Origin of the sequence: Nonomuraea turkmeniaca (genome assembly GCF_005889735.1) — a bacterium.
Classification (GTDB): Bacteria; Actinomycetota; Actinomycetes; order Streptosporangiales; family Streptosporangiaceae; genus Nonomuraea; species Nonomuraea turkmeniaca.
In genome coordinates this window covers 1-22,028 of record NZ_VCKY01000085.1, presented here as the reverse complement: position 1 = coordinate 22,028, position 22,028 = coordinate 1, and the positions used below count along the sequence as shown (strand labels likewise).

At 70.3% G+C, this 22,028-nt stretch carries 23 protein-coding genes and 1 pseudogene; 8 read left to right on the top strand and 16 right to left on the bottom strand.

The window, feature by feature from the left end; all coding sequences use genetic code 11:
- The first annotated feature begins 45 nt into the window (after positions 1–45).
- On the top strand, positions 46–558 hold the full coding sequence (locus ETD86_RS24400) for an SDR family NAD(P)-dependent oxidoreductase (RefSeq protein WP_138668487.1): 513 nt from the start codon (positions 46–48) through the stop codon (positions 556–558).
- Between the two features lie 88 nt (positions 559–646).
- Here the strand turns inward: ETD86_RS24400 and ETD86_RS24395 are convergent, their stop codons facing one another.
- Genes ETD86_RS24395 through ETD86_RS24375 form a run of 5 tightly spaced genes read right to left on the bottom strand, consistent with a single transcriptional unit; the run spans position 647 to position 4,575 of the window.
- Positions 647–1,129: a flavin reductase family protein gene (locus tag ETD86_RS24395; protein ID WP_246148110.1), complete on the bottom strand. Its 483-nt coding sequence runs from the start codon at positions 1,127–1,129 to the stop codon at positions 647–649.
- A 40-nt stretch (positions 1,130–1,169) separates the two neighbouring features.
- Positions 1,170–2,096, bottom strand: a complete 927-nt coding sequence (locus ETD86_RS24390; protein ID WP_138668486.1) for an ABC transporter substrate-binding protein — start codon at positions 2,094–2,096, stop codon at positions 1,170–1,172.
- Between the two features lie 38 nt (positions 2,097–2,134).
- Positions 2,135–2,827, bottom strand: coding sequence for an ABC transporter permease (locus tag ETD86_RS24385; RefSeq protein ID WP_138668485.1), 693 nt, complete (start codon positions 2,825–2,827; stop codon positions 2,135–2,137).
- Positions 2,828–2,843: 16 nt separating this feature from the next.
- Complete coding sequence (locus ETD86_RS24380) at positions 2,844–3,524, bottom strand: ABC transporter permease (RefSeq protein WP_138668484.1); 681 nt, start codon at positions 3,522–3,524, stop codon at positions 2,844–2,846.
- Positions 3,517–4,575, bottom strand: a complete 1,059-nt coding sequence (locus ETD86_RS24375) for an ABC transporter ATP-binding protein (RefSeq protein ID WP_138668483.1) — start codon at positions 4,573–4,575, stop codon at positions 3,517–3,519. Before ETD86_RS24375 ends, ETD86_RS24380 begins: the two co-directional genes overlap by 8 nt.
- A 266-nt stretch (positions 4,576–4,841) precedes the next feature.
- Between ETD86_RS24375 and ETD86_RS24370 the strand changes: the two genes are divergently transcribed.
- Positions 4,842–6,284: an RNA polymerase sigma factor gene (locus ETD86_RS24370; protein WP_138668482.1), complete on the top strand. Its 1,443-nt coding sequence runs from the start codon at positions 4,842–4,844 to the stop codon at positions 6,282–6,284.
- 11 nt (positions 6,285–6,295) lie between these two features.
- Here the strand turns inward: ETD86_RS24370 and ETD86_RS24365 are convergent, their stop codons facing one another.
- The 9 genes and pseudogenes from ETD86_RS24365 to ETD86_RS59200 all read right to left on the bottom strand — a co-directional run.
- Positions 6,296–7,501 carry a low temperature requirement protein A gene (locus tag ETD86_RS24365; protein WP_138668481.1) on the bottom strand — a complete coding sequence of 402 codons (1,206 nt, stop codon included), beginning with the start codon at positions 7,499–7,501 and terminating at the stop codon, positions 6,296–6,298.
- 83 nt (positions 7,502–7,584) lie between these two features.
- A complete protein-coding gene (locus tag ETD86_RS24360) occupies positions 7,585–8,475 on the bottom strand; it encodes a sigma-70 family RNA polymerase sigma factor (protein ID WP_138668480.1) in 891 nt (296 codons plus the stop codon).
- A 130-nt stretch (positions 8,476–8,605) separates the two neighbouring features.
- Complete coding sequence (locus tag ETD86_RS24355; protein WP_138668479.1) at positions 8,606–9,772, bottom strand: lipid-transfer protein; 1,167 nt, start codon at positions 9,770–9,772, stop codon at positions 8,606–8,608.
- Positions 9,766–10,182, bottom strand: a complete 417-nt coding sequence (locus ETD86_RS24350) for a MaoC family dehydratase (RefSeq protein WP_138668478.1) — start codon at positions 10,180–10,182, stop codon at positions 9,766–9,768. The genes ETD86_RS24355 and ETD86_RS24350 overlap by 7 nt, the downstream gene beginning before the upstream one ends.
- Positions 10,179–11,123 (bottom strand): bifunctional MaoC family dehydratase N-terminal/OB-fold nucleic acid binding domain-containing protein, encoded by a 945-nt coding sequence (locus tag ETD86_RS24345; RefSeq protein ID WP_246148109.1) that lies wholly within the window; start codon positions 11,121–11,123, stop codon positions 10,179–10,181. The genes ETD86_RS24350 and ETD86_RS24345 overlap by 4 nt, the downstream gene beginning before the upstream one ends.
- The gene (locus ETD86_RS24340) at positions 11,120–12,274 is read right to left on the bottom strand and encodes an acyl-CoA dehydrogenase family protein (RefSeq protein ID WP_138668477.1); all 1,155 of its coding nucleotides are present in this window, start codon (positions 12,272–12,274) and stop codon (positions 11,120–11,122) included. Before ETD86_RS24340 ends, ETD86_RS24345 begins: the two co-directional genes overlap by 4 nt.
- Positions 12,274–13,332, bottom strand: coding sequence for an acyl-CoA dehydrogenase family protein (locus ETD86_RS24335; RefSeq protein ID WP_138668476.1), 1,059 nt, complete (start codon positions 13,330–13,332; stop codon positions 12,274–12,276). The genes ETD86_RS24340 and ETD86_RS24335 overlap by 1 nt, the downstream gene beginning before the upstream one ends.
- Positions 13,332–14,300, bottom strand: coding sequence for an AMP-binding protein (locus ETD86_RS59205; protein ID WP_281286954.1), 969 nt, complete (start codon positions 14,298–14,300; stop codon positions 13,332–13,334). Before ETD86_RS59205 ends, ETD86_RS24335 begins: the two co-directional genes overlap by 1 nt.
- Positions 14,301–14,386: 86 nt before the next feature.
- A pseudogene (locus tag ETD86_RS59200) lies at positions 14,387–14,902 on the bottom strand (AMP-binding protein); the annotation flags it as partial.
- Positions 14,903–15,209: 307 nt separating this feature from the next.
- Here ETD86_RS59200 and ETD86_RS24325 point away from each other — a divergent pair.
- Entirely contained in the window at positions 15,210–15,806 is a 597-nt protein-coding gene (locus ETD86_RS24325) for a TetR family transcriptional regulator (protein ID WP_246148108.1), read from the top strand.
- A gap of 8 nt (positions 15,807–15,814) precedes the next feature.
- Here the strand turns inward: ETD86_RS24325 and ETD86_RS24320 are convergent, their stop codons facing one another.
- On the bottom strand, positions 15,815–16,375 hold the full coding sequence (locus ETD86_RS24320; RefSeq protein WP_138668474.1) for an RICIN domain-containing protein: 561 nt from the start codon (positions 16,373–16,375) through the stop codon (positions 15,815–15,817).
- A 70-nt stretch (positions 16,376–16,445) separates the two neighbouring features.
- Positions 16,446–16,676, bottom strand: a complete 231-nt coding sequence (locus ETD86_RS24315) for a hypothetical protein (RefSeq protein ID WP_138668473.1) — start codon at positions 16,674–16,676, stop codon at positions 16,446–16,448.
- A 93-nt stretch (positions 16,677–16,769) separates the two neighbouring features.
- Between ETD86_RS24315 and ETD86_RS24310 the strand changes: the two genes are divergently transcribed.
- From ETD86_RS24310 to ETD86_RS24290, 5 genes are all read left to right on the top strand, one after another.
- Positions 16,770–17,711 carry an NADP-dependent oxidoreductase gene (locus ETD86_RS24310; protein WP_138668497.1) on the top strand — a complete coding sequence of 314 codons (942 nt, stop codon included), beginning with the start codon at positions 16,770–16,772 and terminating at the stop codon, positions 17,709–17,711.
- Positions 17,712–17,894: 183 nt separating this feature from the next.
- Complete coding sequence (locus ETD86_RS24305) at positions 17,895–18,890, top strand: sigma-70 family RNA polymerase sigma factor (protein WP_138668472.1); 996 nt, start codon at positions 17,895–17,897, stop codon at positions 18,888–18,890.
- Between the two features lie 43 nt (positions 18,891–18,933).
- Complete coding sequence (locus ETD86_RS24300; protein ID WP_138668471.1) at positions 18,934–20,049, top strand: steroid 3-ketoacyl-CoA thiolase; 1,116 nt, start codon at positions 18,934–18,936, stop codon at positions 20,047–20,049.
- Between the two features lie 33 nt (positions 20,050–20,082).
- The gene (locus ETD86_RS24295) at positions 20,083–21,114 is read left to right on the top strand and encodes an MBL fold metallo-hydrolase (protein ID WP_138668470.1); all 1,032 of its coding nucleotides are present in this window, start codon (positions 20,083–20,085) and stop codon (positions 21,112–21,114) included.
- A 25-nt stretch (positions 21,115–21,139) separates the two neighbouring features.
- Positions 21,140–21,820: a FadR/GntR family transcriptional regulator gene (locus ETD86_RS24290; RefSeq protein ID WP_138668469.1), complete on the top strand. Its 681-nt coding sequence runs from the start codon at positions 21,140–21,142 to the stop codon at positions 21,818–21,820.
- The last annotated feature ends 208 nt before the right edge of the window (positions 21,821–22,028 follow it).

The following is a 22,028-nucleotide window of genomic DNA, read 5'->3' as shown; positions in this document are numbered from 1 at the left end:
TCCTAGCGTCGGTCGTGTCACCGGAAACTCAGGGAGAGGGTCACCATGATGCGCGGAGCATTGAGCGGTCGCACCGCCATCGTCATCGGTGCCGACAGCGGCATCGGCAGCGCGGTGTCCTGGGCGCTGAGCAGGGTCGGCGCCAGCGTGGTCCTCGGGGCCGGCGACGGTGCTGCGCTGGCCGCCGACATCGGGGCGGCGGGAGGCCAGGCCGTCGCCGTCCCGACGGATCTCACCAACCCGGTGTCGGTGCGGCGGCTGGTCGACCAGACGCTCGGCGCATACGGCCGGCTCGACGCCGCGATCAACGTGTGCGCGGTGGCTCTGGCGATGAAGTACGAGATCCCGGCAATGCGACGCGCCGGCGGCGGCCGCATCCTCAACCTGGCGCCGATCGACGACCTGCAAGCCGTGATCGAGTTGACTCGCGCGGCGGCACTGTTCTGCGCCGGATCCGGTGTCCGGATCGACGCCGTGGCCATCGGACCGCAGGATGGTGAGGACGTAGCCAGAACCGTCGTGTGGCACGTCGCCCGTCGGCTCCCCATCGGGCGATAGCGGCAGCAGGCGGTCTCCGAACGAGCAGTGCCCCGTCCAGAGACCGCCACCTCAACGATTGCTGACGAGGGCGACCTAGTTTCGCGGCTCAGGCGCCCATGGGGCGATAACGGCCGCGGAGGCGTACCAGAGGCTGAAGGGCCGGGTTGACGTATGAGACGGCCAAAACGGTGGCGATGAAAAGTGTGTGGTCGCCGGCCGGGACCACCCTCGTGGTCTCGGCTTCCAGCGCGGCCACCCCGCCCTCCACCACCAGCGCCTCCGTGTGCGCCCCCCGGTGGTGCGGGACGCCGGCCACCAGGAGGCGGGCGCTGGGCCGGCCGGGGGTGGCGAAGCGGCTGGCGATGGCGGCCTGGCCGGAAGACAGCAGGGAGGCGGCCCAGCGGTCCTGCCGGAGCAGGACCTCGTTGAGGTAGCCGCTGCTGGCCAGGCTGACCAGCACCAGCGGGGGCTCCAGCGAGACGGACATCAGCGCCGACACCGTGGTGCCGAGGTCGTCGCGGCCGTCGCGGACGGTCACCACCGCGACCCCGGCCGCCAGCTGCGCCATCGCCTCGGTGAACTCGCTCACCGCGAGGGCCTCCGTGAGACCCCCGCGGCGGGCGAAATCATCAGCCGAGGCCGTTGGACGTCAGCCATTCCTTGGCCACCGTAGCGGGCTCGTCCTTGTTGACGGAGATCTTCTGCATCATGTCGAGCAGGGACTCAGTGGTGAGCTTCGCCGAGACGGAGTTCAGCGTGGTCCTGATCGTGTCGGTCGCGCCCGACTTGTAGAGCAGGGGTGTGACGTTCTGGGCGGGGAAGACGTTCTTGGTGTCCTCCAGCGCCACGAGGTTGTTCGCGGTCATCTTGGGGTCGGTGGTGAAGACGTTGCCGACCTGGATCGAACCGTCCTTCAAGGCGTCGGCTGTGGTGGGCCCGGTGGGCTTCCACTCCTTGAACTCGATCCCGTAGACCTCCTTGAACCGTGCCTCCCACCGCTTCTTGAACTCGGGCGGGCCGCCGACGACCATGTTCTTGGAGACCTTGGCCAGGTCCTCCATGGTGTTGATCGACTGCTTGGTCTGGGTGTCCTTGGTGACGGACAGGCTGTCCTTGTCCTCGGCCGGCGAGGAGTCGAGCACCTCCAGCTCTGCGGGCAGCTTCTCCTTCAGCGCGGAGTTGACCTCGTCCGTGGTCGCGGCCGTGGCCTTCAGGTCGATGAAGGCGAGCAGGTTGCCGTTGTACTCGGGCACGATGGTCAATCCGCCGCTCTTGACCTGGTCGTACACCGCCTCGCGGCTGCCGATGCGCGGCTTCTCCTCGACCTGCACACCCTTGGCCTCCAGGGCCTGGGCGTAGATCGACGCGAGCAGCACGCTCTCGTCGAAGTCGAACGATCCGATGACGGCCGTGCCACCCCCGCCAGAGGCCGACCCGCTGGGAGCCGCGCTCGAGGTGTCGAGCGGGTTCCCCGCAGTGCTGCCGCCACCACCACAGGCGGCCAGCGCGAGCATCGCCGAGATCAGCACCCCCGCGATGCCGTACTTGCGTCCCATCTTGCTTTTCCCTTCTAAGCGGGAGGTAATACAGGAGACTATCGAACCTTAAGCCGCTGGCTCACCCCCGGTGAGACCGTCACCCTCTGGGCGAGCGTGAACAAGATCTGCACGACGAGCGCGAACAGCACAATCAGTACTGAACCGCCGACGACGCTCGCGTAATCCTTCGTCGCGAACCCGTCGATCACGTACCGCCCGAGGCCGCCCAGCCCCGTGTACGCGGCGACCGTGGTGGTGGCGACGACCTGGATCGCCGAGAGCCGGCAGCCCAGCAGGATCAGCGGCAGCGCGACCGGCACCAGCACCCGCAGGAGCACCTGCCCGCCGCGCAGCCCCATTCCGTACGCCGCGTCCCGCAGCTCGGGATCGACCCCCTTGATGCCCTCGTACGTGTTCACCAGGATCGGCGGCACCGACAACAACACCAGCGGAATGATCACCGGCCAGATCGAGGCCGCGCCGAGCAGCAGCACGAACATCACCAGCAGGCCCAGCGTGGGCAGTGCCCTGGCCAGGTTCGCCGAGACGACGACGATCACCTCGCCCCGGCCGGTGTGGCCGATCACCAGGCCGAGCGGCACCGCGATCAGCGCCGCCAGGACCAGGGCGAGAGCGGAGAACTCCAGGTGCTCCAGCAGCCGCATGGGGATGCCGCCGGGCCCCGACCAGTTCTCCGGGCTGCCGAAGAACTCCCCCAGCCACGAGAAGAAGGCGCTCAACCAGCCCATGACGCGACCTCCCCGCTCACGACCCCTGCCCCTTCCGCACCCGCACCCATGGGGTGAGCAGCCGCTGCGCCAGCACGAGCAGCCCGTCGGCGACCAGCGCCAGCGCCACGATCAGCACGATGCCGACGATCACCGGCGGCATGAACGGGTTCTGGTACGCCCGCGTGAACAACCCGCCGAGCCCGCCCTGCCCGATCAGCGCGCCCACGCTGACCAGGCTGATGCTGGAGACCGCCACCACCCGCAGCCCGGCCAGCACCACCGGCACCGCGATCGGCAGCTCGACCTGCAGCAGGCGGCGCAGCGGCGTGAACCCCATCGCGACCGCCGACTGGCGTACGTGGTCGGGCACCGAGCCGAGCCCGTCCACCACGGCCGGGATCAGCACGGCCATGCCGTAGAACGTCAGCGGGATGATCACGGTGGTCTGCGACAACCCGGTCACCGAGATCAGCAACATGAAGACCGGCAGCGAGGGCAGCGCGTAGACGACGTTCATGAAGCCGGAGGTGGGCTGGTAGAGCCAGCGCCAGCGCACGCAGGCCAGCCCCAGCGGGAGCGCCACGACCAGCGCGAGCATGATCGGCACCAGGGACATGGTCAGGTGGTCGGTGAGCAGGTTGCGAATGCTGTCGACCCGCCCGGTGTCCCAGTTGCGGGCGATCCACTCCCAGATGGAGGGAGGACCGTCACCCATCTGCCGCCTCCGCCAGCGCCTGGTCGAGCGCCTCCCTGGTGGCCACGCCGACGACCTTGCCCTGCTCGTCCACGGCCACGGCACAGCCGGACGGCGACAGCAGCGCCGCGTCGAGCGCGGAGCGCATCGAGTCGCGGCCCGGCACGAATGTCCCGTACGGCTCCAGCTCGCCGGGCCGCGCCCCGGAGGCCCAGCCGAGCGGCCGCCCTTCGGCATCCACCACCAGTTGCCAGGATTCGGAGGTGCCGCGCTCGGCGCCCTCCTCGACGGTCAGGTCGGTACGCAGCCGCAGCCCTTCGGTGGAGACGAACTGCAGCCGCCTGATCCCCCTGTCGTGCCCGAGGAACTCGCGCACGAAGTCGTCGGCCGGCTCCGACAACAACGTCTTGGGGTCGGCGACCTGCGCCAGTGTGCCGCCCACGCGCAACACGGCCACGCGGTCGCCGAGCTTGATCGCCTCGTCGATGTCGTGCGTGACGAAGACGATGGTCTTGTTGAGCTCCGCCTGGAGCCTGAGCAACTCGTCCTGAAGGCTCGTACGCACGATGGGGTCCACGGCGCTGAACGGCTCGTCCATGAGCAACACGGGCGGGTCGGCGGCCAGCGCCCTGGCCACGCCGACGCGCTGCTGCTGCCCGCCGGACAGCTGGAACGGGTAACGCCCGGCCAGCGCCGGGTCGAGGCCGACACGTTCCAGCAGCTCCATGGCCCGCACGCGGGCCTTCTTCTTGTCCCAGCCGAGCAGGTAGGGGACCGTGGCGATGTTGTCGACGATCTTCCGGTGCGGGAACAACCCTGCCTGCTGGATGACATATCCGATGCCGCGCCGCAGCGTCGGCGGGTCGATGCCCTGCACCGGCTCGCCGTCGAGGAGGATCCGGCCCTCGGAGGCGTCGATCATGCGGTTGATCATCCGAAGGGACGTGGTCTTCCCGCAGCCCGAGGGGCCGACGAGCACCGTGATCTCACCGGTGGGCGCCTCCAGGCTGAGGCGGTCCACGGCGACCGTGCCATCCGGGTAGCGTTTGGTGACAGCGTCGAATGTGATCACGCGTGACCTCTCGCTCGTGGCAGGGCCGCGGCCCCCTGCCACGACCGCCGCATGATCTCTCGGAACCCACAGACTACGGCGATCCGGCCGGGTCTGTCCCCTTGGGCCTGGCTTAAGCGTTTCACTGACCAGGCATATTTACTTAAATCTGGATCTGGTAGTGCGCCGGACCTGTCTGTGTTGGCATGATTACCCCCACAATCACCTGACGCGTACCTCTTCACCTCCACCCTCAGCGTCCGCACAGAGCAAGAGGATCCGGCCCCGTGTCTCAGCCGCTCACCGATCAGCGCCCACGCGCCGAACTGATCGCAGAGCTCTACGACCGTCATGCCGCCGGGCTGTTCGCGTACTGCGCTGACCAGCTCGGCGACCTCGGCTCTGCGTCCGATGTCCTGATGGCGGTGCTCACCGGCGTCCCCGCCGCGGAGGCGCCCCGTGCCGCTCTCTACGCGTTCGCCCGCCGCCAGATCCACCGGCGGGACGTCGTCTACGCGGCCCCCATGGTGGACCCGCTCATCGACCCGGCCACGTCCCTCGTCGAGCGGAGCCTGCGGGAGCTGCGCCCGCACCAGCGGGAGGTGCTGGTGCTCTGCGCGGTCTGCGGGCTGAGCAAGGCCGAACTGGCCTGGGTGCTCGATGTCGCGCCCGACACGGCCGAGGAGCTGGCCGTGGGGGCGGGTCATCGGTTCCGGCAGGCCCTGGGGGCCGCCCTGGCCTCCACCGGGGTACGCGTGCCCAAGCCGATCGCCGACATCTACGGCGCCCTCGGAGTGGCGCCGCTGCATGACGTGCTCGGCCGTCTGCCGTGGCCGCAGCCGCCCGGGGCGCTGCGCATCCACTTCGCCGGCTCCCGTACGGCCGCGCCCGCGCCGCTGTTCGTGAAGCCGCGCTGGCCCAGCCCGCCGATCTGGCCGCAGCCGCTGGCCGACGCCAACCCGGCGACCAGCACGCTGATCTTCCCCAAGGAGTTGCTGACGCCGCCGCCACCGTCCCGGGTCTCCCATCACGAGGCGACCACGGCCCCGATGCCCAAGGTCCGCGACCCGCTGGGCCCGCCGCCCGGCCTGGCCTCCCGCAGAGAGCCGCCCGGCCTGGCCCGCCCTCTCAGGGACCCGCTGGGCGCGCTGGACTCGTCCGGTCCCTTCAATGAGCGGCCGTTCTTCATGGCGGCGCCGGCGGACGGTCCGGAGCCGTTCGCCACGGGGGACGTGCTGCTGCCGAAGGACTCGCCCGAGCCCTTCGCCACGGGCGATGTCCTCTTGCCCGGCGACCTGCCGCCGCCCAGAGGCGAGGCGCGCAGGGAGCTGCGCAGGCCCAGGCCGGAGCGGCGGTCGCAGCCGTCCCCGGCCGAGGACGTGCTGGTCCACAAGGGCCCGGCCCGCCCGCTCCAGCCAGACCCCGAGGACCCGGTACGCGACACGGCGCCGTTGTTCAAGCCGCGTCCCAAGTCCGTTGAGCCGGTCTACCGGATGCCGCTGCCCTGGGAGGACGAGCCGGCCGAGGAACCCAAGGAGTCCCTCCTGGCCCCGCGCCCGGTCCGGGCCAGGCCCGTCCCCAAGCGCCGTCCGGACAAGCCCCGGCCGGAGAAGAAACGCCGCCGCGGGGACCGCCACTACGACTGGGCCTGGGAGCTGATCGGCTTCCTGATCTGCGTGGCGATCGCGATGATCGTGTTCTTCTCCGTACCGATGTTCGTCGACCCCTGAGTGACCGTCGGTCACGACACCGGCCCTTCGGCCTTTGACGACTGCCCCCGCCGGGCGTCCCGGGCGGTGAGAGTCGTCCCGGTCGCGACCGTTGCCGCCGCCACCAGCCCGGCGGCCGGCACCGCCCAGTCCCCGAGAAAGGTGCACAGCAGGACCAGCGTGGCGGCCGCGGGCAGGACCAGTTGCTGCGCGAGCCCGTGCTTGAAATAGCGGGCGTGCAGCGCGTACACCATGATCAGGAAGAGGGCCGTCGGGATCGTCACCGCCGCGGCCGCCGCCGTCGCCGAGATGTGCGCCTTGTGCACGGCCTGCTCGACCACCACCTCCAGGCCCGCGCCGATGGCCGCGCCCGAGGCGAAGATCAGGTAGTGCCCGTAGCCCCACAGGAATCCCTCCCTGTTGGAGAGCAGTCTGCTGTGGGCGGGCACCACGAAGTAGATCCACCAGGCCGCGAAGACGATCAGCAGCCCGCCGACCGCGGTCGGCACCAGCTCGCCCAGCGCGTCGGTCTCATCCAGCGCCGACCGCACCGCGATGGTGGCCGCCAGCACCGTCTCACCGAGCACGATGATGGTGAACAGCCCGTACCGCTCGGCGATGTGATGCGGATGCCAGCTGCTGCTCCAGCGCCGCTCCGCCACCGGCGGCACACACATCTCGACGACCGCCATCACCAGGAACGCCCAGGGTCTCACGTTCTCGGACACGAACAGCGGCGCCAGCCAGCCGACCTGGCACAGGAGCACCCCGCCCGCGTACCGCAGGGCCATGCCGCGCTCCTCACCGGAGGTGGACAGCGCCGCCCGCAGCCACTGGGTGACCATCGCCAGCCGCATCACCAGATAGCCGAACCAGACGACGCTGAAGTCGTGCTCGGCGAAGGCCCGGGACACCCCGGCCGCCAGGATCAGCACACCGGCGATCTGCACCAGCGTCGCGATCCGGTACGGCACGTCGTCCGTGTCGTACGCCGACGCGAACCAGGTGAAGTTCATCCAGGCCCACCAGATCGCGAAGAACAACATCGCGTAGTACACGACCCCGATCGCCGCATGATCCTCAGCCACGGCGTGCACGAGCTGAGTGCCGGCCACATTGACGGCCACGACGAAACACAAGTCGAACAGGAGCTCCAGGGGCGTCGCGGCGCGATGCTCCTCGTCACGGTTCCGGGCGATCATGCGGCGCAGCGGGGAGGCTGCGGGTGTCGACGTCATGGCACAAGCACATCAGAACAGGCGGGTGATCGTCTGCCGGTGAACACCGGGACGCCCGCAGTTCCCGGCGGTGCTCGAACCGCCTACGACGGCTCCTCGACCGCAGCCAGGTCGAGCGTGCTCAGCCGGTCCACGTCGGCGAGGATGTCCATGGCCACCACCTTGCCGCCGGCGACGGTGAACGCCCCGACCGAGATCACCTTGCCGCCCACCGTGTTGATCATGCCGAGGACTCCGTTGACCAGGACCGGCTGGGCGAGGTGGGCGATCCGCTGGAACATGAGCGCCTGCCTGGCCACCGCCAAGGCCCCGCGGAGCTCCATCCAGCCGCCGGTCGCCGGCGCGCCCTGGTCCACCCGCAGGACGATGTCCGGGTCCAGCACCGCCACCAGGGCGTCGAAGTCACCGGCGCGTGCGGCCGTCATGAAGGCGTCCACGACCTCGCGCTGCCGCGACAGGTCGGGGTCCGGCTCCACGGCCGCGCCCCGAACCCGGCGGCGGGCGCGGCTGGCGAGCTGACGGGTCGCGGCGGGGGTGCGGTCCAGGATGGGGGCGATCTCGTCGAACGGCACGGCGAACATGTCGTGCAGCACGAACGCCAGCCGCTCCGCCGGTTCGAGCGTCTGGAGCACCACGAGCAGCGCCAGCCCCACCGAGTCGGACAGAAGTGCCTCGTGCTCGGGGTCGACGCCGTCCTCCCGGCTCACCACGGGGTCCGGCATCCGCGTCTCCAGGGGCTCCTCGGCACGCGAGCGGCGGGAGCGGAGCATGTTGAGGCAAACGCGGCCCACGACTGTGGTGAGCCAGCCGCCCATGTTCTCCACATCGCTGGTGTCGGTGCGGTTGAGCCGGAGCCAGGCCTCCTGGACCGCGTCGTCGGCCTCGCTCAGCGAGCCCAGCATCCGGTACGCCACCGCCCGCAAATGATCCCGGTGTGCCTCGAAAACGCTGGTCGCCACATCTTTGTCGTTCATCGGGCACATTCTCCCTCGCGGGCGCGCCCTAGCGGTGACCGGCCTTATCACGAAGCAAGGGAGACCACCGTGGAAGCACGGATGAACCACCCCGCAGCCGTCGTGCCCGGCGGGATGCAGACGCCTGGGGTCAACCCGCCGAGAGGATCAGGCCGCTCGTCGGCACGCCGGTGCCGGCCGTGACCAGGACGTGGGCGACGGCGGGCAGCTGGTTGGCGGCGGTGCCGCGGATCTGGCGCACCGCCTCGGCGATGCCGTTCATGCCGTGGATGTACGCCTCCCCGAGCTGCCCGCCGTGCGGGTTGACGGGGAGGCGGCCGTCCAGCTCGATCCCGCCGTCCTTGAGCAGTTCCGGCGCCTCGCCCCGGCCGCAGAAGCCCAGCTCTTCGAGCTGGGCCAGGACGAACGGGGTGAAGTGGTCATAGAGGATGGCGGTCTGGATGTCCCGCGGCGACAACCCGGACATCTCCCAGAGTTGCCGCCCGACGAGGGACATCTCCGGCAGGCCGCTCATGTCATCGCGGTAGTAGCTGGTCATCATCATCTGGCCGGCTCCGGAGCCCTGGGCGGCGGCCGTGATCACCGCGGGGGACCTGCGCAGGTCGCGGGCCCGCTCGGCCGACGTCACGACCAGGGCGACCGCGCCGTCACTCTCCTGGCAGCAGTCCAGCAGGTGCAGCGGCTCCACGATCCACCTGGACGCCTGGTGCTCCTCCAGCGTGATGGGCCGCTGGTGGAACCATGCGGCCGGGTTGGTGGCCGCATGCCTGCGCATGGCCACGGCCACCCGGCCGAAGTCCTCCGATGTCGCGTTGTAGCGATGCATGTAGCGGCGCGCGAACATGGCCACCCAGGCCGCCGGGGTCATCAACCCGAACGGCACGTGCCAGCTCATCTCCAGGCCCTGGGAGGTCGGTTCGCCGGTGAGGCGGCTGTTCGGCTGGCCGAAGCGGCGGCCGGAGCGCTCGTTGAACGCCCGGTAGCAGACCACATTCCTCGCCATCCCGGTGGCCACGGCCATGGCGGCGTGCGCCACGGTGCCGCAGGCCGCGCCGCCGCCGTACTCGACGCGGGAGAAGAAGGTCAGATCGCCGATCCCGGTCTCCCTGGCGACGGCGATTTCCTGGTTGGAGTCCTGGCTGTAGGTCACCATGCCGTCCACGTCGGCCGGCGACAGCCCGGCGTCGTCCAGCGCCGACAGCACGGCCTCGGCCGCCAGTCGCAGCTCCGAGCGCCCGGACTTCTTGCTGAACTCGGTGGCGCCGATGCCCGCGATGGCGGTGCGTCCACTTAGCAAGGTTCGTCCTCCTTGGGGACGGTGAGGGTGACGGTGCCGGTGGCGTGGTCGCCGAGGCTGACCTTGCCGCGTATCTCCACCGTGACCTGGCCGTCCTCGAGCGACACGACGGTCCCGTCGAAGCTGAGGCGATCCCCCGCGTACGCAGGGACGCCCAGCTTGACGTTGATGCTCTTGATGACCGCCTCCGGGCCGGCCCAGTCGGTGACGTAGCGCTCGACCAGGCCCATGGTGGTGAGGATGTTGAGGAAGATGTCCTTCGAGCCCTGGGCGCGGGCGAGCTGGGTGTCGTGGTGCACGGGCGTGAAGTCCCTGGTGGCCAGGGCGGTGGAGACGACCACGGTGGGCGTGAGATCGATGGACAGCTCCGGCAACACTGCGCCCGTCTCCACGGGACCTCTCTCGGTCATGGCTCCCCCGGCGTCCACATCGGCAGGACGAGTTCGTCGTCCATCCGGCGGTACGTCACGCGCAACGACATGCCGATCCGCACCTCCTCGGGCGGGCAGTCCACGACGTTCCCGACGATCCGTACGCCCTCGGGCAGCTCTACGACGCCCACCACGAACGGGGTCTCGCGGCCCGGCACCGGAGGGTGGTGGTGCACGACGTAGCTGTAGAGGGTCCCGCGGCCGCTCACGACCGTGTGGGAGCGGCCGGTCGAGCGGCAGTGGGGGCACAGCGGGCCCGGTGGGTGGCGCAGCAGGCCGCAGTCGGCGCAGCTCTGGATGCGCAGCTCGCCCTCTTTCACGCCTTCCCAGAAGAACGCGGTGTCCTGGTTGATCGCGGGCTGGAGCGGATAAGGGTCCTTGGTGGTCTTCCGGGCGGGTGGGCGAAATTTCAGGACCCGGAAGAGCATTTCCGCCACCGGCTCGTCGTCCTCGGCGTACCAGGTGACGTTCCAGGTGGCGAAGAACCCCACGCCCAGAGCGGTCCGCTTCGGCCCCGCCAGGCCCGAGAACCTCGTGGCGGGTGTGAGGCGCTCGCCCAGTCGGGCGTAGCGGTGGTAGGTCTGCTCGCAGTTGGTGGCCACCACGCCCGTGTAGCCGCCGGCGTTCAGCGCGGCCATCATGTCGTCCACCGGCGAGCGGTCCTTGGCCGTGGCGCGCGGCCCCTGCATGGTCCACACCTGGGCCATCGCGGGCGGGGCGACGCCCTTGTCCAGGTAGGCCGGATTCTGGTCGCCCATGGCGGCCAGCCAGTGCCTGATCATGGGGATGTTCACCGGGTCGGGCGCCGGGACGCCGCGTACCTCCCCCAGCGCCGCCTGCTTGTCCGCGAGCTCGTGCAGCTCCTCGTCCGTCATCGGCCCGTCCGTCATCGGCCCGTCCGTCATCGGGTCGCCCGTCATCGTGGCGGCCTCGGCAGGCTCAGGCCGAGCATCGCGATCAGCTCCCGCTGCACCTCGTTGACCCCGCCGCCGAACGTCAGCACCACGGCGCCCTTCACCCCGTGGTCGTGCCGTTCGAGCAGCTCGGCCGTCTCCGGGTCGGCCGGGTCGCCGTATCTGGCCAGGACGTCGCCGATGATCCTGCCGACCTCCTGCATCCGCTCGGAGCCGTAGATCTTGGTGGCCGACGCGTCGGGGGCGCCCAGCCAGCCGAGGTCCATGTTCGCGGCCACCTGCCAGTTGAGCAGTTCGTTCGTCCGTAACGCCGCCCACACCCTGGCAAGCGCGCGCCGCACGTCCGGGTTGTGCACCTGCCCGGTGCGCTTGGCCCACGCGAGGAAGCGGTCGTAAGACTGGCCGATGTTCCCGGCGGGGCCGAGCGTGACGCGTTCGTGGTTGAGCTGGTTGACGATCAGGTCCCAGCCGCGGTCCACCTCGCCGACCACCATGTTCACCGGCACGCGGACGTCGCTGTAGTAGGTGGAGTTGGTGTGGTGACGGCCGTCCATGGTCACGATCGGGGTCCACGAGTAGCCGGGGTCGTCCGTGGAGGCGATCATCATGGTGATGCCCTTGTGCTTCTTGGCCTCGGGGTTCGTGCGGGCGGCCAGCCAGATGTACTGGGCGTAGTGCGCGCCGCTGGTGAAGATCTTCTGGCCGTTGACGACGTAGTGGTCGCCGTCGAGCACCGCCGTGGTACGCAGGGACGCCAGGTCGGTGCCGGCCTCGGGCTCGCTGTAGCCGATCGCGAAGTGGCACTCGCCGGCGAGGATGCGCGGCAGGAAGAGGTCCTTCTGCTCCTGGGTGCCGTACTGCATGAGCGTGGGGCCGACGGTCTGCACCGTGATGATGGGATACGGGACGCCTGCCCGGGCTATCTCGTTGGCGAAGATCTGCTGCTCCAGCGGGCCGTAGCCACCGCCGCCGTACTGCTTGGGCCAGCCGAGGCCGAGCTTGCCGTCGCGGCCGAGGCGGCGGCAGTGCTCCATGTACGCCTCGCCGAACGGGTCCTCGGCGATCTTCCTGCGGTCCTCGTCGGTGAGACACGCCTGGAAGTACTCGCGCAGCTCGTCGCGGAGTGCGCGTTGCTCGGGGGTCAGGTCGATCAGCATCAGACGAGCGCTCCGATCAGGTCCAGCTGGGCGTCGGCGCCGCCGAGCAGGTGGGACAGGTGCTTGGCCTGGGCGAAGTAGCGGTGCAGCGGGTACGTCACGTCGAGCCCGAGGCCGCCGTGCAGGTGCTGGCAGGTGTAGAGGGCCTTGAACGCCTCACCGACGTGGTACGCGGCCAGCGCCAGGTCCTGCTCGGCCGGCAGGCCCTCGCCCAGCCGCCAGGCCGCCGACCACATCGCCACGTCCAGTGCCCGTCCCGCGATGTAGACGTCGGCGATCTGCATGGTCACGGCCTGGAACTCGGCCAGCGCCCGGCCGAACTGCTTCCTGGTCTTGATGTACGAGGTGGTCAACTCCAGCGCGCCGGCCAGGACGCCGCTCGCCTGGGCGGCGACCGCCGCCGTGAAGAGCCGCCTGGCGCCCGCGACCGCCTCCGGCCCCGCCACCCACTCCCCGGGCGTGTCGTCGAGCACCACCGTCGCGGCAGGCTCCCCGGTCGAGGTGTACTCCGCCGCCGTGACCGGCTCCGTGACGAGGAAGAGGCCCTCGTCGGCGGTGACCAGCACAGCCGAGGCGGGATGGAGCACGGAGACCTTGCGCCCGGTCAGCGCCCACCCATCGCCGGACGCCCGCGCGGCCGTGGTGGGCGGTTCGGCGAGGGCGCGCCCAGGCTCCCGCAGCGCGAGCGCGATCCGGCCCGCACCATCCTGGGCCGGGGCCTCCGCGCCGCTCATGCCGGGCCCGCCGTCCTCGCGGACCGTGTCTCCCTCTCCGGCGGTGCCGCCGAAGCGTCGTTGCTGGTCGAGAGTGCCGTAGCGGGCCAGGACAAGCGTGCTCGCCAGCGTCGCAAGCGCCGGCACCGAGGCCGCGCGGGCGCCGACCTCCCGCAACACCACGGCCATCTCCACCGGCCCGAGCCCGGCGCCGCCCGCCGCCTCCGGCACGCACACGCTCATCAGCCCGGTCTGCCACAGCCGCTCCTCGTCCCCTTCCCTGGCGAGGACCTCGGCGGCCAGCTTCTTCAAGTCCTGCTGGGTTTCGTCCAGGTTGAAATCCACTACGTCTCCAAGAGGTGTTGCCTGCCGTGCCGTACGAACTCCTCCTCGATGCTCTTGGCATCCGCGTCGGTGAGCGGCCGGAGCCCGGCGGGCGTACGCCACCAGACCGGGTCGCCGGTGCGCCAGCCTTCCCGGGCGAGGACCCGTTTGAGCACCTTGTGGGAAGGCGTCTGGGGCAGGTGCTCAGAGACACGGATATAGCGGGGTAAGGACTTGGCGCCCAGATCCCGGCGGGAGCCGAGGAAGGCGGTGAACGCCTCCGGGTCGAACGCCCCCTCCAGCACGAGCGCCGCCATGACCTGGTCACCGGCCGCCGCGTCCGGCACCGGGTACACCGCCGCCTCGATCACCCCGGCGAACTCCCGCAACGCGGCCTCGATGGGCGCCACGGCCAGGTTCTCGCCGTCCACGCGCAGCCGTTCGGTGCCGCGCCCGGCGAAGAACACGTACCCGTCCGCGTCCATGTACGCCAGGTCGCCCGACCAGAACGCGCCGCCCCTGACCCGCTCGGCGTCGCCGTCCGGGTCGTTGTAATAGCCCTCGAACAGGCCCGTCCCGGCCGTGTTGACCAGCTCGCCGACGGCCTCGTCCGGGTTGAGCAGGCGGCCGTCCTCGACGCGGCCGGGCGGGCAGGGCCGTCCGGTGAAGGGGTCGAGGATCGCGACGCCTTCGGGCAGCCTGCCGAGACAGCCCGGCGGTCCCGAGGGGTCGGGGGTGAGCGAGATGGCGGTCTCCGTGGAGCCGAAGGCGTCGATCACGTGGCACCCGAACCGTTCCCCGAACCGCCTGATCGCGACCGCGCTCCCCTCGTTCCCGAACGCGATCTTGAGTGGGTTGTCGGCGTCGTCAGGACGCTCAGGGGTGGCCAGGACGTAGGAGAGCGCCTTGCCGACGTAGTGCAGGTACGTGGCGCCGTACCGCCTGACGTCGGGCAGCAGTCCCGAGGCCGAGAACCGCCGCCGCAACACCAGCGCCGCCCCCGAGGCGACGGCGGGGCGTAGGCGGCCATCAGGGCGCCGGAGTGGAACAGCGGCATCGAGCAGTAGACGACGTCCTCGGGCCTGAGCAGCGCCCCGAGGCTCGTCCCGGGCACGGCGATCTTCCGCTGGGTGATCCGGACGGCCCGTGGCCGGCCAGAGGTGCCGGAGGTGAAGATCAGCATCACGAGGTCCGCAGGCGTGGGCGACTCACCCGGCCCGGCCGCGGCGCCCGTCGCCGGCCCGTGATCGGCCTCGGACTGCTGTGCCCCGACGCCGGCCAGGGGCACGGACTCCACGCCCAGCGCCTCGGACACCAGCCCGGCCGCCCCCTCGTAGGGGCCGTCCCACAGGAGCAGACCGACGTCGGTGGCGCGGGCGTCGCGGATCAGCTCGTCGGGCGACCTGGTGGGGTTCAGCGCCACGACCACGTGACCGTCCAGCGCCGCCGCGCCCAGCAGGACGACCAGCTCGGGAACGTTCTCACTCAGCACGCCCACGTGCAGCCCCGTGCCGCGCCCGGACAACCACGCCCCGGCCGCCCGGCAGGAGGCGACGTACGCGCGCCACGACCACACCGCGTCCTCGAACATCAGCCCAGGTAGATCGTCCTCGGCCCGTGCGAGAAGCAGGGCCGCGAGGGTGTTCGCGGTCATGCCGCCTCCACCAAGCGCTCGGTCAGCCGAATCGCAAACTAGAACAGATTCTAATATCTGTCCAGAGCACGTCCATGCCGATAACTTTCGATACCTCCCTGTAACAGCGGAGACATGGCCCGACAAGGCGTCTTTGTGACCGGCGAGTAACAAGCCGCGGTTTCATGAAATCAGATAACGTGTTCTTATGCGCACCTCGCATGGCACAATTGCTGCGCCCTCCTCGAGCGATGCCGAGGAGGCCATGGAGAGCCACCCTCCGGCGGGCGGGCACAGCGTCCGCACGCGCAGCCAGCACCAGCGCCGCAAGCGCATCGTCCAGGCCGCGGCCGCCCTTGCCTCGCGCGGCGGGGTCGAGGCCATGCAGATGCGTACGGTGGCCGAGCGCGCGGGCGTCGCCCTTGGCACGCTCTATCGGTACTTCCCATCGAAGATGGACCTGGTCGTGGCGGTGGTCGGCGAGGAGATCGACCTCCTGGAGAGCAGCATCGAGCGCCGGCCGCCGGGCGCCTCCACACCGGCGAGCCGCGCGGTGGACGTGCTCATGCGCGCCACCCGCGGCCTGATGCGCGAGCCGGAGCTGGCCGACGCCCTGATCCGCTCGCTGATCATGGCGGAGGTGCAGACGCCGTTCGGCGACCGCATGACGGGCCTGCTGCTGCGGGTCTCGGCCGAGGGCCTGACCCTTGAGCAGGCGAGCGAGGAGCAGCGCGATCTGGCGGGGTCGCTGGCCAGCGTGTGGGTGCAGGAGCTCCTGGAGATGCTGCGCGGACGCCGGACGTACGACCAGATCCAGCGTCGCATCGAGACCGCCGCCGCGCGGCTCCTCGCCGGCATCTGACGACGGCGTCAGTAGTTGGTCCAGTAGACCAGCCGCCACTGCTGGCTGGGGGTGCCGTAGTCGTCCCAGAGCTGCATCGGGGTGCCGTTGTAGGCGATGTTCTGCCACCGGGGATCCAGCACCCGGCCGCCGAGGGTCCGGATGGAACCGGTGGGGTTGCCGTTCGGGCCGAGATACCAGAGCTGGTTGGCGTTGTCCATGTACCTGGCGCAGTCCCAGGCGACGACCCAGGTGCCGTTGCCGCCGTTCCAGACGGCGTCCACGCACTTGCCGTCCCAGGCGTTGATCAGCTGGAACCTGCCGTACCGGTCCTGCTTGATGTACCACTCCTGGTTCCACTGGCCGTGGCCGTAGCAGTCCCACAGCTGCAGGCGGGTGCCATTGGGGGCGGCCACGCCGCCCGGTTGCGCGGGCGTGTCCAGGCAGCGGTTGTTGTAGACGTTGCGGATCTGGAAGGGGCCGACGGCGCCGGGAGGCGGGGCCATCGGGCCGTTGGGCGGGTCCGCGTGCGCCGGTGCGGCCGGGAGCAGCCCGAGCAGCAGGACGGCGAGCGCTAACGCGAATCTCATGGCACATCACTCCTCGAGAAGGGTCTACGAGGAGGATCGGCCGACCCGGGCCCACGCGCCTGAGTAGGCCCTACTCAAAAGTGTCCTGAGCCGTCCTGAACGTGCGGCGGTAGGCGTGCGGGGCGCATGGCCGCCCAGATCGTCGAGCCGCAGCGGAGGGGTCGGCCTCCGTGGCGACAGGACGGCCGTCGATCGTGCAGGTGACGACCTCGTAGAGCGGCTCCCCACCGGGCCCCCTGGCCACGCGGAAGATCCGGGACGGCATGCTCAGCTCGAACGGCATCACCCCGTCAACGGCCACGACGACCACGATGCATGGCCCGATTTTTACACATCATGGCCTTTGGGCCAGTCGCGAGCGACCTTTCGGCGGAGCAGGCTGGACGGCATGAAGATGAAGGCGATCAGCCAGGACGCCCTGGGCGGCCCGGAAGTGCTGAAGATGGTCGAGACGGACCGTCCGGAACCGGGTCCGACCGAGGTCCTGGTACGGGTGGAGGCGGCCGGACTCAATCCGACCGATTGGAAGACCCGCGCGAGCGGCGGGCTGCTGAGCACGCCACCGCCGTTCGTGCTCGGCTGGGACGTCTCGGGCGTGGTCGAGGCGTCGGGGGTCGGGCAGGCGCTCTACAAGCCCGGCGACGAGGTGTTCGGCATGTTGCAGTACCCCGACAGGCACGGCGCCTTCGCCGAGTACGTGACCGCGCCGTCCCGGCATTTCGTCCGTAAGCCCGCCAACCTCGATCACGTGCAGGCGGCCGCGATCCCGCTGGCCGCGTTGACCGCTTACCAGGGGCTGGTGGACGTGGCCGGGCTGAAAGGCGGCCAGCGGGTGCTCATTCACGCCGCGGCCGGCGGGGTGGGACATCTGGCGGTGCAGATCGCCAAGGCCCGCGGGGCGTACGTGATCGGCACGGCCAGCGCCGCCAAGCACGACTTCCTGCGTGGTCTCGGCGCCGACGAGCTCATTGACTACCGGACCGAGGACTTCTCGGAGATCGTGCGGGACGTGGACGTGGTGCTCGACACGATCTGCGGCGACTACGGGCCGCGCTCGCTGCGCACCATGCGCAGGGGCGGCACGATCGTCTCGCTCGCGCTCGGGTTGTTCGACCGGGGTGTGCACGACCTGGCGGCGGAGCTGGGCCTGCGTTCGGAGACCATGCTGGTGGAGCCGGACCAGGCCGGGATGCGGGCGATCGCGGCGCTGGTCGAGGCCGGGCGGCTGCGGGTCGAGGTGGCGGCGGCCCTGCCGTTGGCGGACGCCGCCAAGGCGCACGAGCTCGGCGAGACCAACAGCACCACCGGCAAGATCGTCCTCACGGTCCCCCACTGACACACGACGCGGTCTCCCCCGGGACGCCCCCGCGGCTCCCGGAGGAGGCCGTGCTCGCGACCCCGCGTCAACAGAGATGAGCACCTCGTCGTGCTCCTGGTGGCCGACAGGGTTCGCCTTAATTGACCGGCCGGAGGTAAAAAACTCACCGATCTGTCGGTGGCGAGGTCTATACAGGGAGGTATGAGCGACAAGCCGACGAACGAGGACTTCCTCCGGCTGGCCGATCCGATGCGGCGCGAGCTGCTGGCGCACTGCTACCGCATGATGGGGTCGGTGCACGATGCCGAGGATCTCGTCCAGGAGACCTACCTGCGGGCGTGGCGGGGCTACGACGGCTTCGAGGGGCGTTCCTCGCTGCGTACGTGGCTCTACCGCATCGCCACCACCGCGTGCCTGACCGCGCTGGACAGCCGCAACAGGCGGCCGCTCCCGACCGGTCTGGGCGCACCCAGCACCGAGCCCACGGCGCCGCTGGTGCAGGACAACGAGGTGCCATGGCTGGAGCCGATGCCCGACGCGCTGGCCGGCGCGGGCGCCGACGACCCGGCCTCGATCGTGACCGCGCGAGAGAGCATCAGGCTCGCGTTGATCGCCGCGCTGCAGCACCTGCCGCCCCGGCAGCGCGCGGTCCTCATCCTGCGTGACGTGCTCAGGTGGAAGGCCGCCGAGGTCGCCGAGGCAGTCGGCGTGTCCACCGCGGCCGTCAACAGCATCCTGCAGCGGGCCAGAGCCCAGCTCAACGAGGTGTCGCCGACCCTGGACGACCCCGTGGAGCCGCTGAGCGAGGAGCAGCAGGCCAAGCTGGATCGGTACGTCGCCGCGTTCCAGAGCTACGACATCGACAGCCTGGTGGACCTGTTCACCAAGGACGCGATCTGGGAGATGCCGCCGTTCATCGGCTGGTACCAAGGACCGCAGACGATCGTCGAGCTCACCAAGACGCAGTGCCCGGCCAAGCGCTCCGGCGACCTCAAGCTGATCCCGATCGCCGCGAACGGCCAGTCGGCCTTCGCCGTCTATCTGCGCGAGAACGGCGTCTACCGGCAGTTCGCGATCATGGTGCTGACGTTCTCCGGAGACTGCATCAGCCACGTCGGCATGTTCCACGAAGAGAGGCTGTTCGAGACCTTCGGGCTTCCTTCGACTTTGGAGAGCGAGGCTTCCGCGGCAAAGTAGAACGCGTTACAGTCGCGCCAGAGTATCGTTCTGGAGGCGACGTATGGGCACACCTGTGATCGTCGAGGCCGTTCGCACCCCCATCGGCAAGCGCGCGGGCTGGCTCGCCGAGCTCAAGCCGCAGCAGGTCCTGGCCACCGCGCTCAACGGGCTCGTCCAGCGGTCGGGGATCGATCCGGCGGCCGTCGGCCAGGTGTTCACCGGATGCGTGACGCAGGCGGGCGAGCAGGGCGGACACGTCGGGCGGCACGCGTGGCTCTATGCCGGGCTGCCGTACCAGACGGGGGTCACCACCGTGGACGCGCAGTGCGGGTCCTCGCAGCAGGCCGTGCACCTGGCGGCGGCGCTGATCGCCGCGGGCGTGATCGAGGCCGGCGTCGGATGCGGCGTCGAGGTGATGAGCCGGGCGCCGCTCGGCAGCAACGTGCGCCCCGCCAAGCCCAAGCCGGATGACTGGAGCATCGACCTGCCCGACCAGTTCACCGCGGCCGAGCGGATCGCGCGGCGACGCGGGCTGACGCGGGAGCGGCTCGACTGGTTCGGGGCGCGCTCGCAACATCTGGCGGCCAAGGCGTGGGCCGACGGGCGGTTCGAGCGGGAGATCGTGCCGGTCGGCGACGTACGCAGGGACCAGGGATTGCGCGAGACCACCGTGGAAGGGCTGGCGAAGCTCAAGCCGGCGATGGAGGGCGCGTTGCACACCGCGGGCACGTCGTCGCAGATCTCCGACGGCGCCGCCGCGGTGCTGGTGATGAGCGAGGCGGCGGCGCGGCGGCACGGACTGCGGCCGCGGGCCAGGATCCTGGCGCAGGCGCTGGTCGGGGCGGAGCCGTACTACCACCTGGACGGCCCGGTGGACGCGACCGCCAAGGTGCTGGCGGCGGCCGGCATGACGATCGGTGACATCGACAGGTTCGAGGTGAACGAGGCGTTCGCGTCCGTGGTGTTGTCCTGGGCGAGCGTGCACGAGCCCGACCTCGACCGGGTCAACGTGAACGGCGGCGCGATCGCGCTCGGCCATCCCGTCGGCGCCACGGGCGCCCGGCTGATCACCTCGGCCCTGCACGAGCTGGAGCGATCGGACTCGGCGACCGCCCTGGTGACGATGTGCGCGGGCGGGGCGCTGGCGACGGCCACGATCCTGGAGCGGATCAACTGATCACGTATTCGTTCGCCTTTCGATCGGGGAAAGATGAAGAGCAGACGCAGGCCGTACGCGCAGCAGCGCCCGCAGGGCCTCGGCGGCGGGGTGTGGAGCGTGCCGGTGCCGATACCCGGCAACCCGCTCGGTTACACGCTCGTCTACGCCATCGAGTCGCCGAAGGGGCCGGTGCTGGTCGACGCCGGGTGGAACCATCCGGAGGCGTGGGAGGCGCTCAGCGGCGGCCTGGCGACGCTCGGGATCGACGTGCGTACGGTGAGCGGGGTGGTCGTCACCCATTTCCATCCCGACCACGCCGGGCTCTCCGGGCAGGTCAGGGAGGCGTCCGGCGGGTGGATCGCCATGCACGAGAGCGACGCGGCGCTGGTCACCCTCATGCACCAGCTCCCCGCGAGCGAGCACGCGAGTTTCCAGTCCGACATGCTCAGGCGGGCGGGCGCGGACGCCAGCGAGGTCCAGGAGGCGGTGAGCCGGCCGACGCCGCCCGCCAGGCCCGACCGCACGCTCCGCGACGGTGATCTGGTGGACCTGCCGGGGCGCAAGCTGCGGGCCGTGCACACGCCCGGCCACACCCCCGGGCACATCTGCCTGCATCTGGAGGACGCCGACCGGCTGTTCACCGGTGACCACGTGCTTCCCGACATCACCCCGCACATCGGCATTTATCCGTATGACCGTGATGATGTCGATCCTTTGAGTGATTTCCTGGAGTCCTTGGACCGGGTCGGCGAGCTCGGCCCGCTCGACGCATTGCCCGCCCATGAGTGGATATTTCAGGATGTTGCCGCACGCGCCGCCGAGATCCGCCACCATCACGAGGAGAAGCTCGCACGGCTGCGCGCCCTCCTGGCTCAGCGGCCGCAACCGCTGACCATCTGGGAGGTCGCCGCGATGATGACGTGGAACAGGCCGTGGGAGGAGTTGTCCCCCATGCTGAGAGGCATGGCGGCCGGCGAGGCCGCGGCCCATCTGCGCACCCTGGAGGCCAGGGGCGAGGTACGCCGGCGGAGCTCGCGGGTCTCGGGGGTCGATCAGGTCCGCTTCCAGGCCCTAGACTCGTAGACATCCGATGTCTAGGGAGAAAAGTGTGGCGGTCACCGACGCGGCCATTGACAAGATCAAGCAGATGATCGTCTCCGGGGAGCTGGCCCCGGGCGACCGGCTGCCGAAGGAGGCCGACCTGGCCGAGCGGCTCGGCCTCTCGCGCAACTCGCTCCGCGAGGCCGTGCGTGCGTTGTCCCTCATCAACGTGCTGGACGTGCGCCAGGGCGACGGCACGTACGTCACCAGCCTGGAGCCGCGGCTGCTCCTCGACACCATGTCGTTCGTGCTCGACCTGCACCGCGACGACACGGTGCTGCAGTTCTTCGAGGTACGCCGCATCCTGGAGCCGGCCGCGACGGCGATGGCGACCAAGCTGATGCGGGACGAGGAGATCGACGAGCTGCGGGTGATCCTGGAGTCGCTGCCCGCCGAGCCCACCATCGAGGAGCTCGTGGCCAACGACCTGCGCTTCCACCAGCGGATCGCGCAGGGGTCGGGCAACAGCGTGCTTTGCTCGTTCATCGAGAGCCTGTCTGGTCCGACCACTCGGGCCAGGATCTGGCGCGGGCTCACGCAGGAGGGCGCGATGGAGAAGACGCGCGAGCAGCACACCGCGATCTACGAGGCCATCGCGGCCCGCCAGGCCGACGTCGCCCGCTCCTGGGCGACCGTGCACGTGGCGGGCGTGGAGTCCTGGCTGCGCACGGCGCTGGAGCTGGACTGATCACCAGGGGCAGGTGCCGCCCCGCTCGCTGAGGAACACCCCGCTGGGGGCGTCCGGCATGGTGGCCTGCCGGGCGAGGTGCGCGCCATCCTCGTCCACGGTGAGCACCACGCACGCGAAACCTGACCGCGGATCCGGGGTAGTACCCGGGGCGTGCCCGACAAACTTGAGCGATATCGGAGCAAACGCGACCCCACCCGTACCCCTG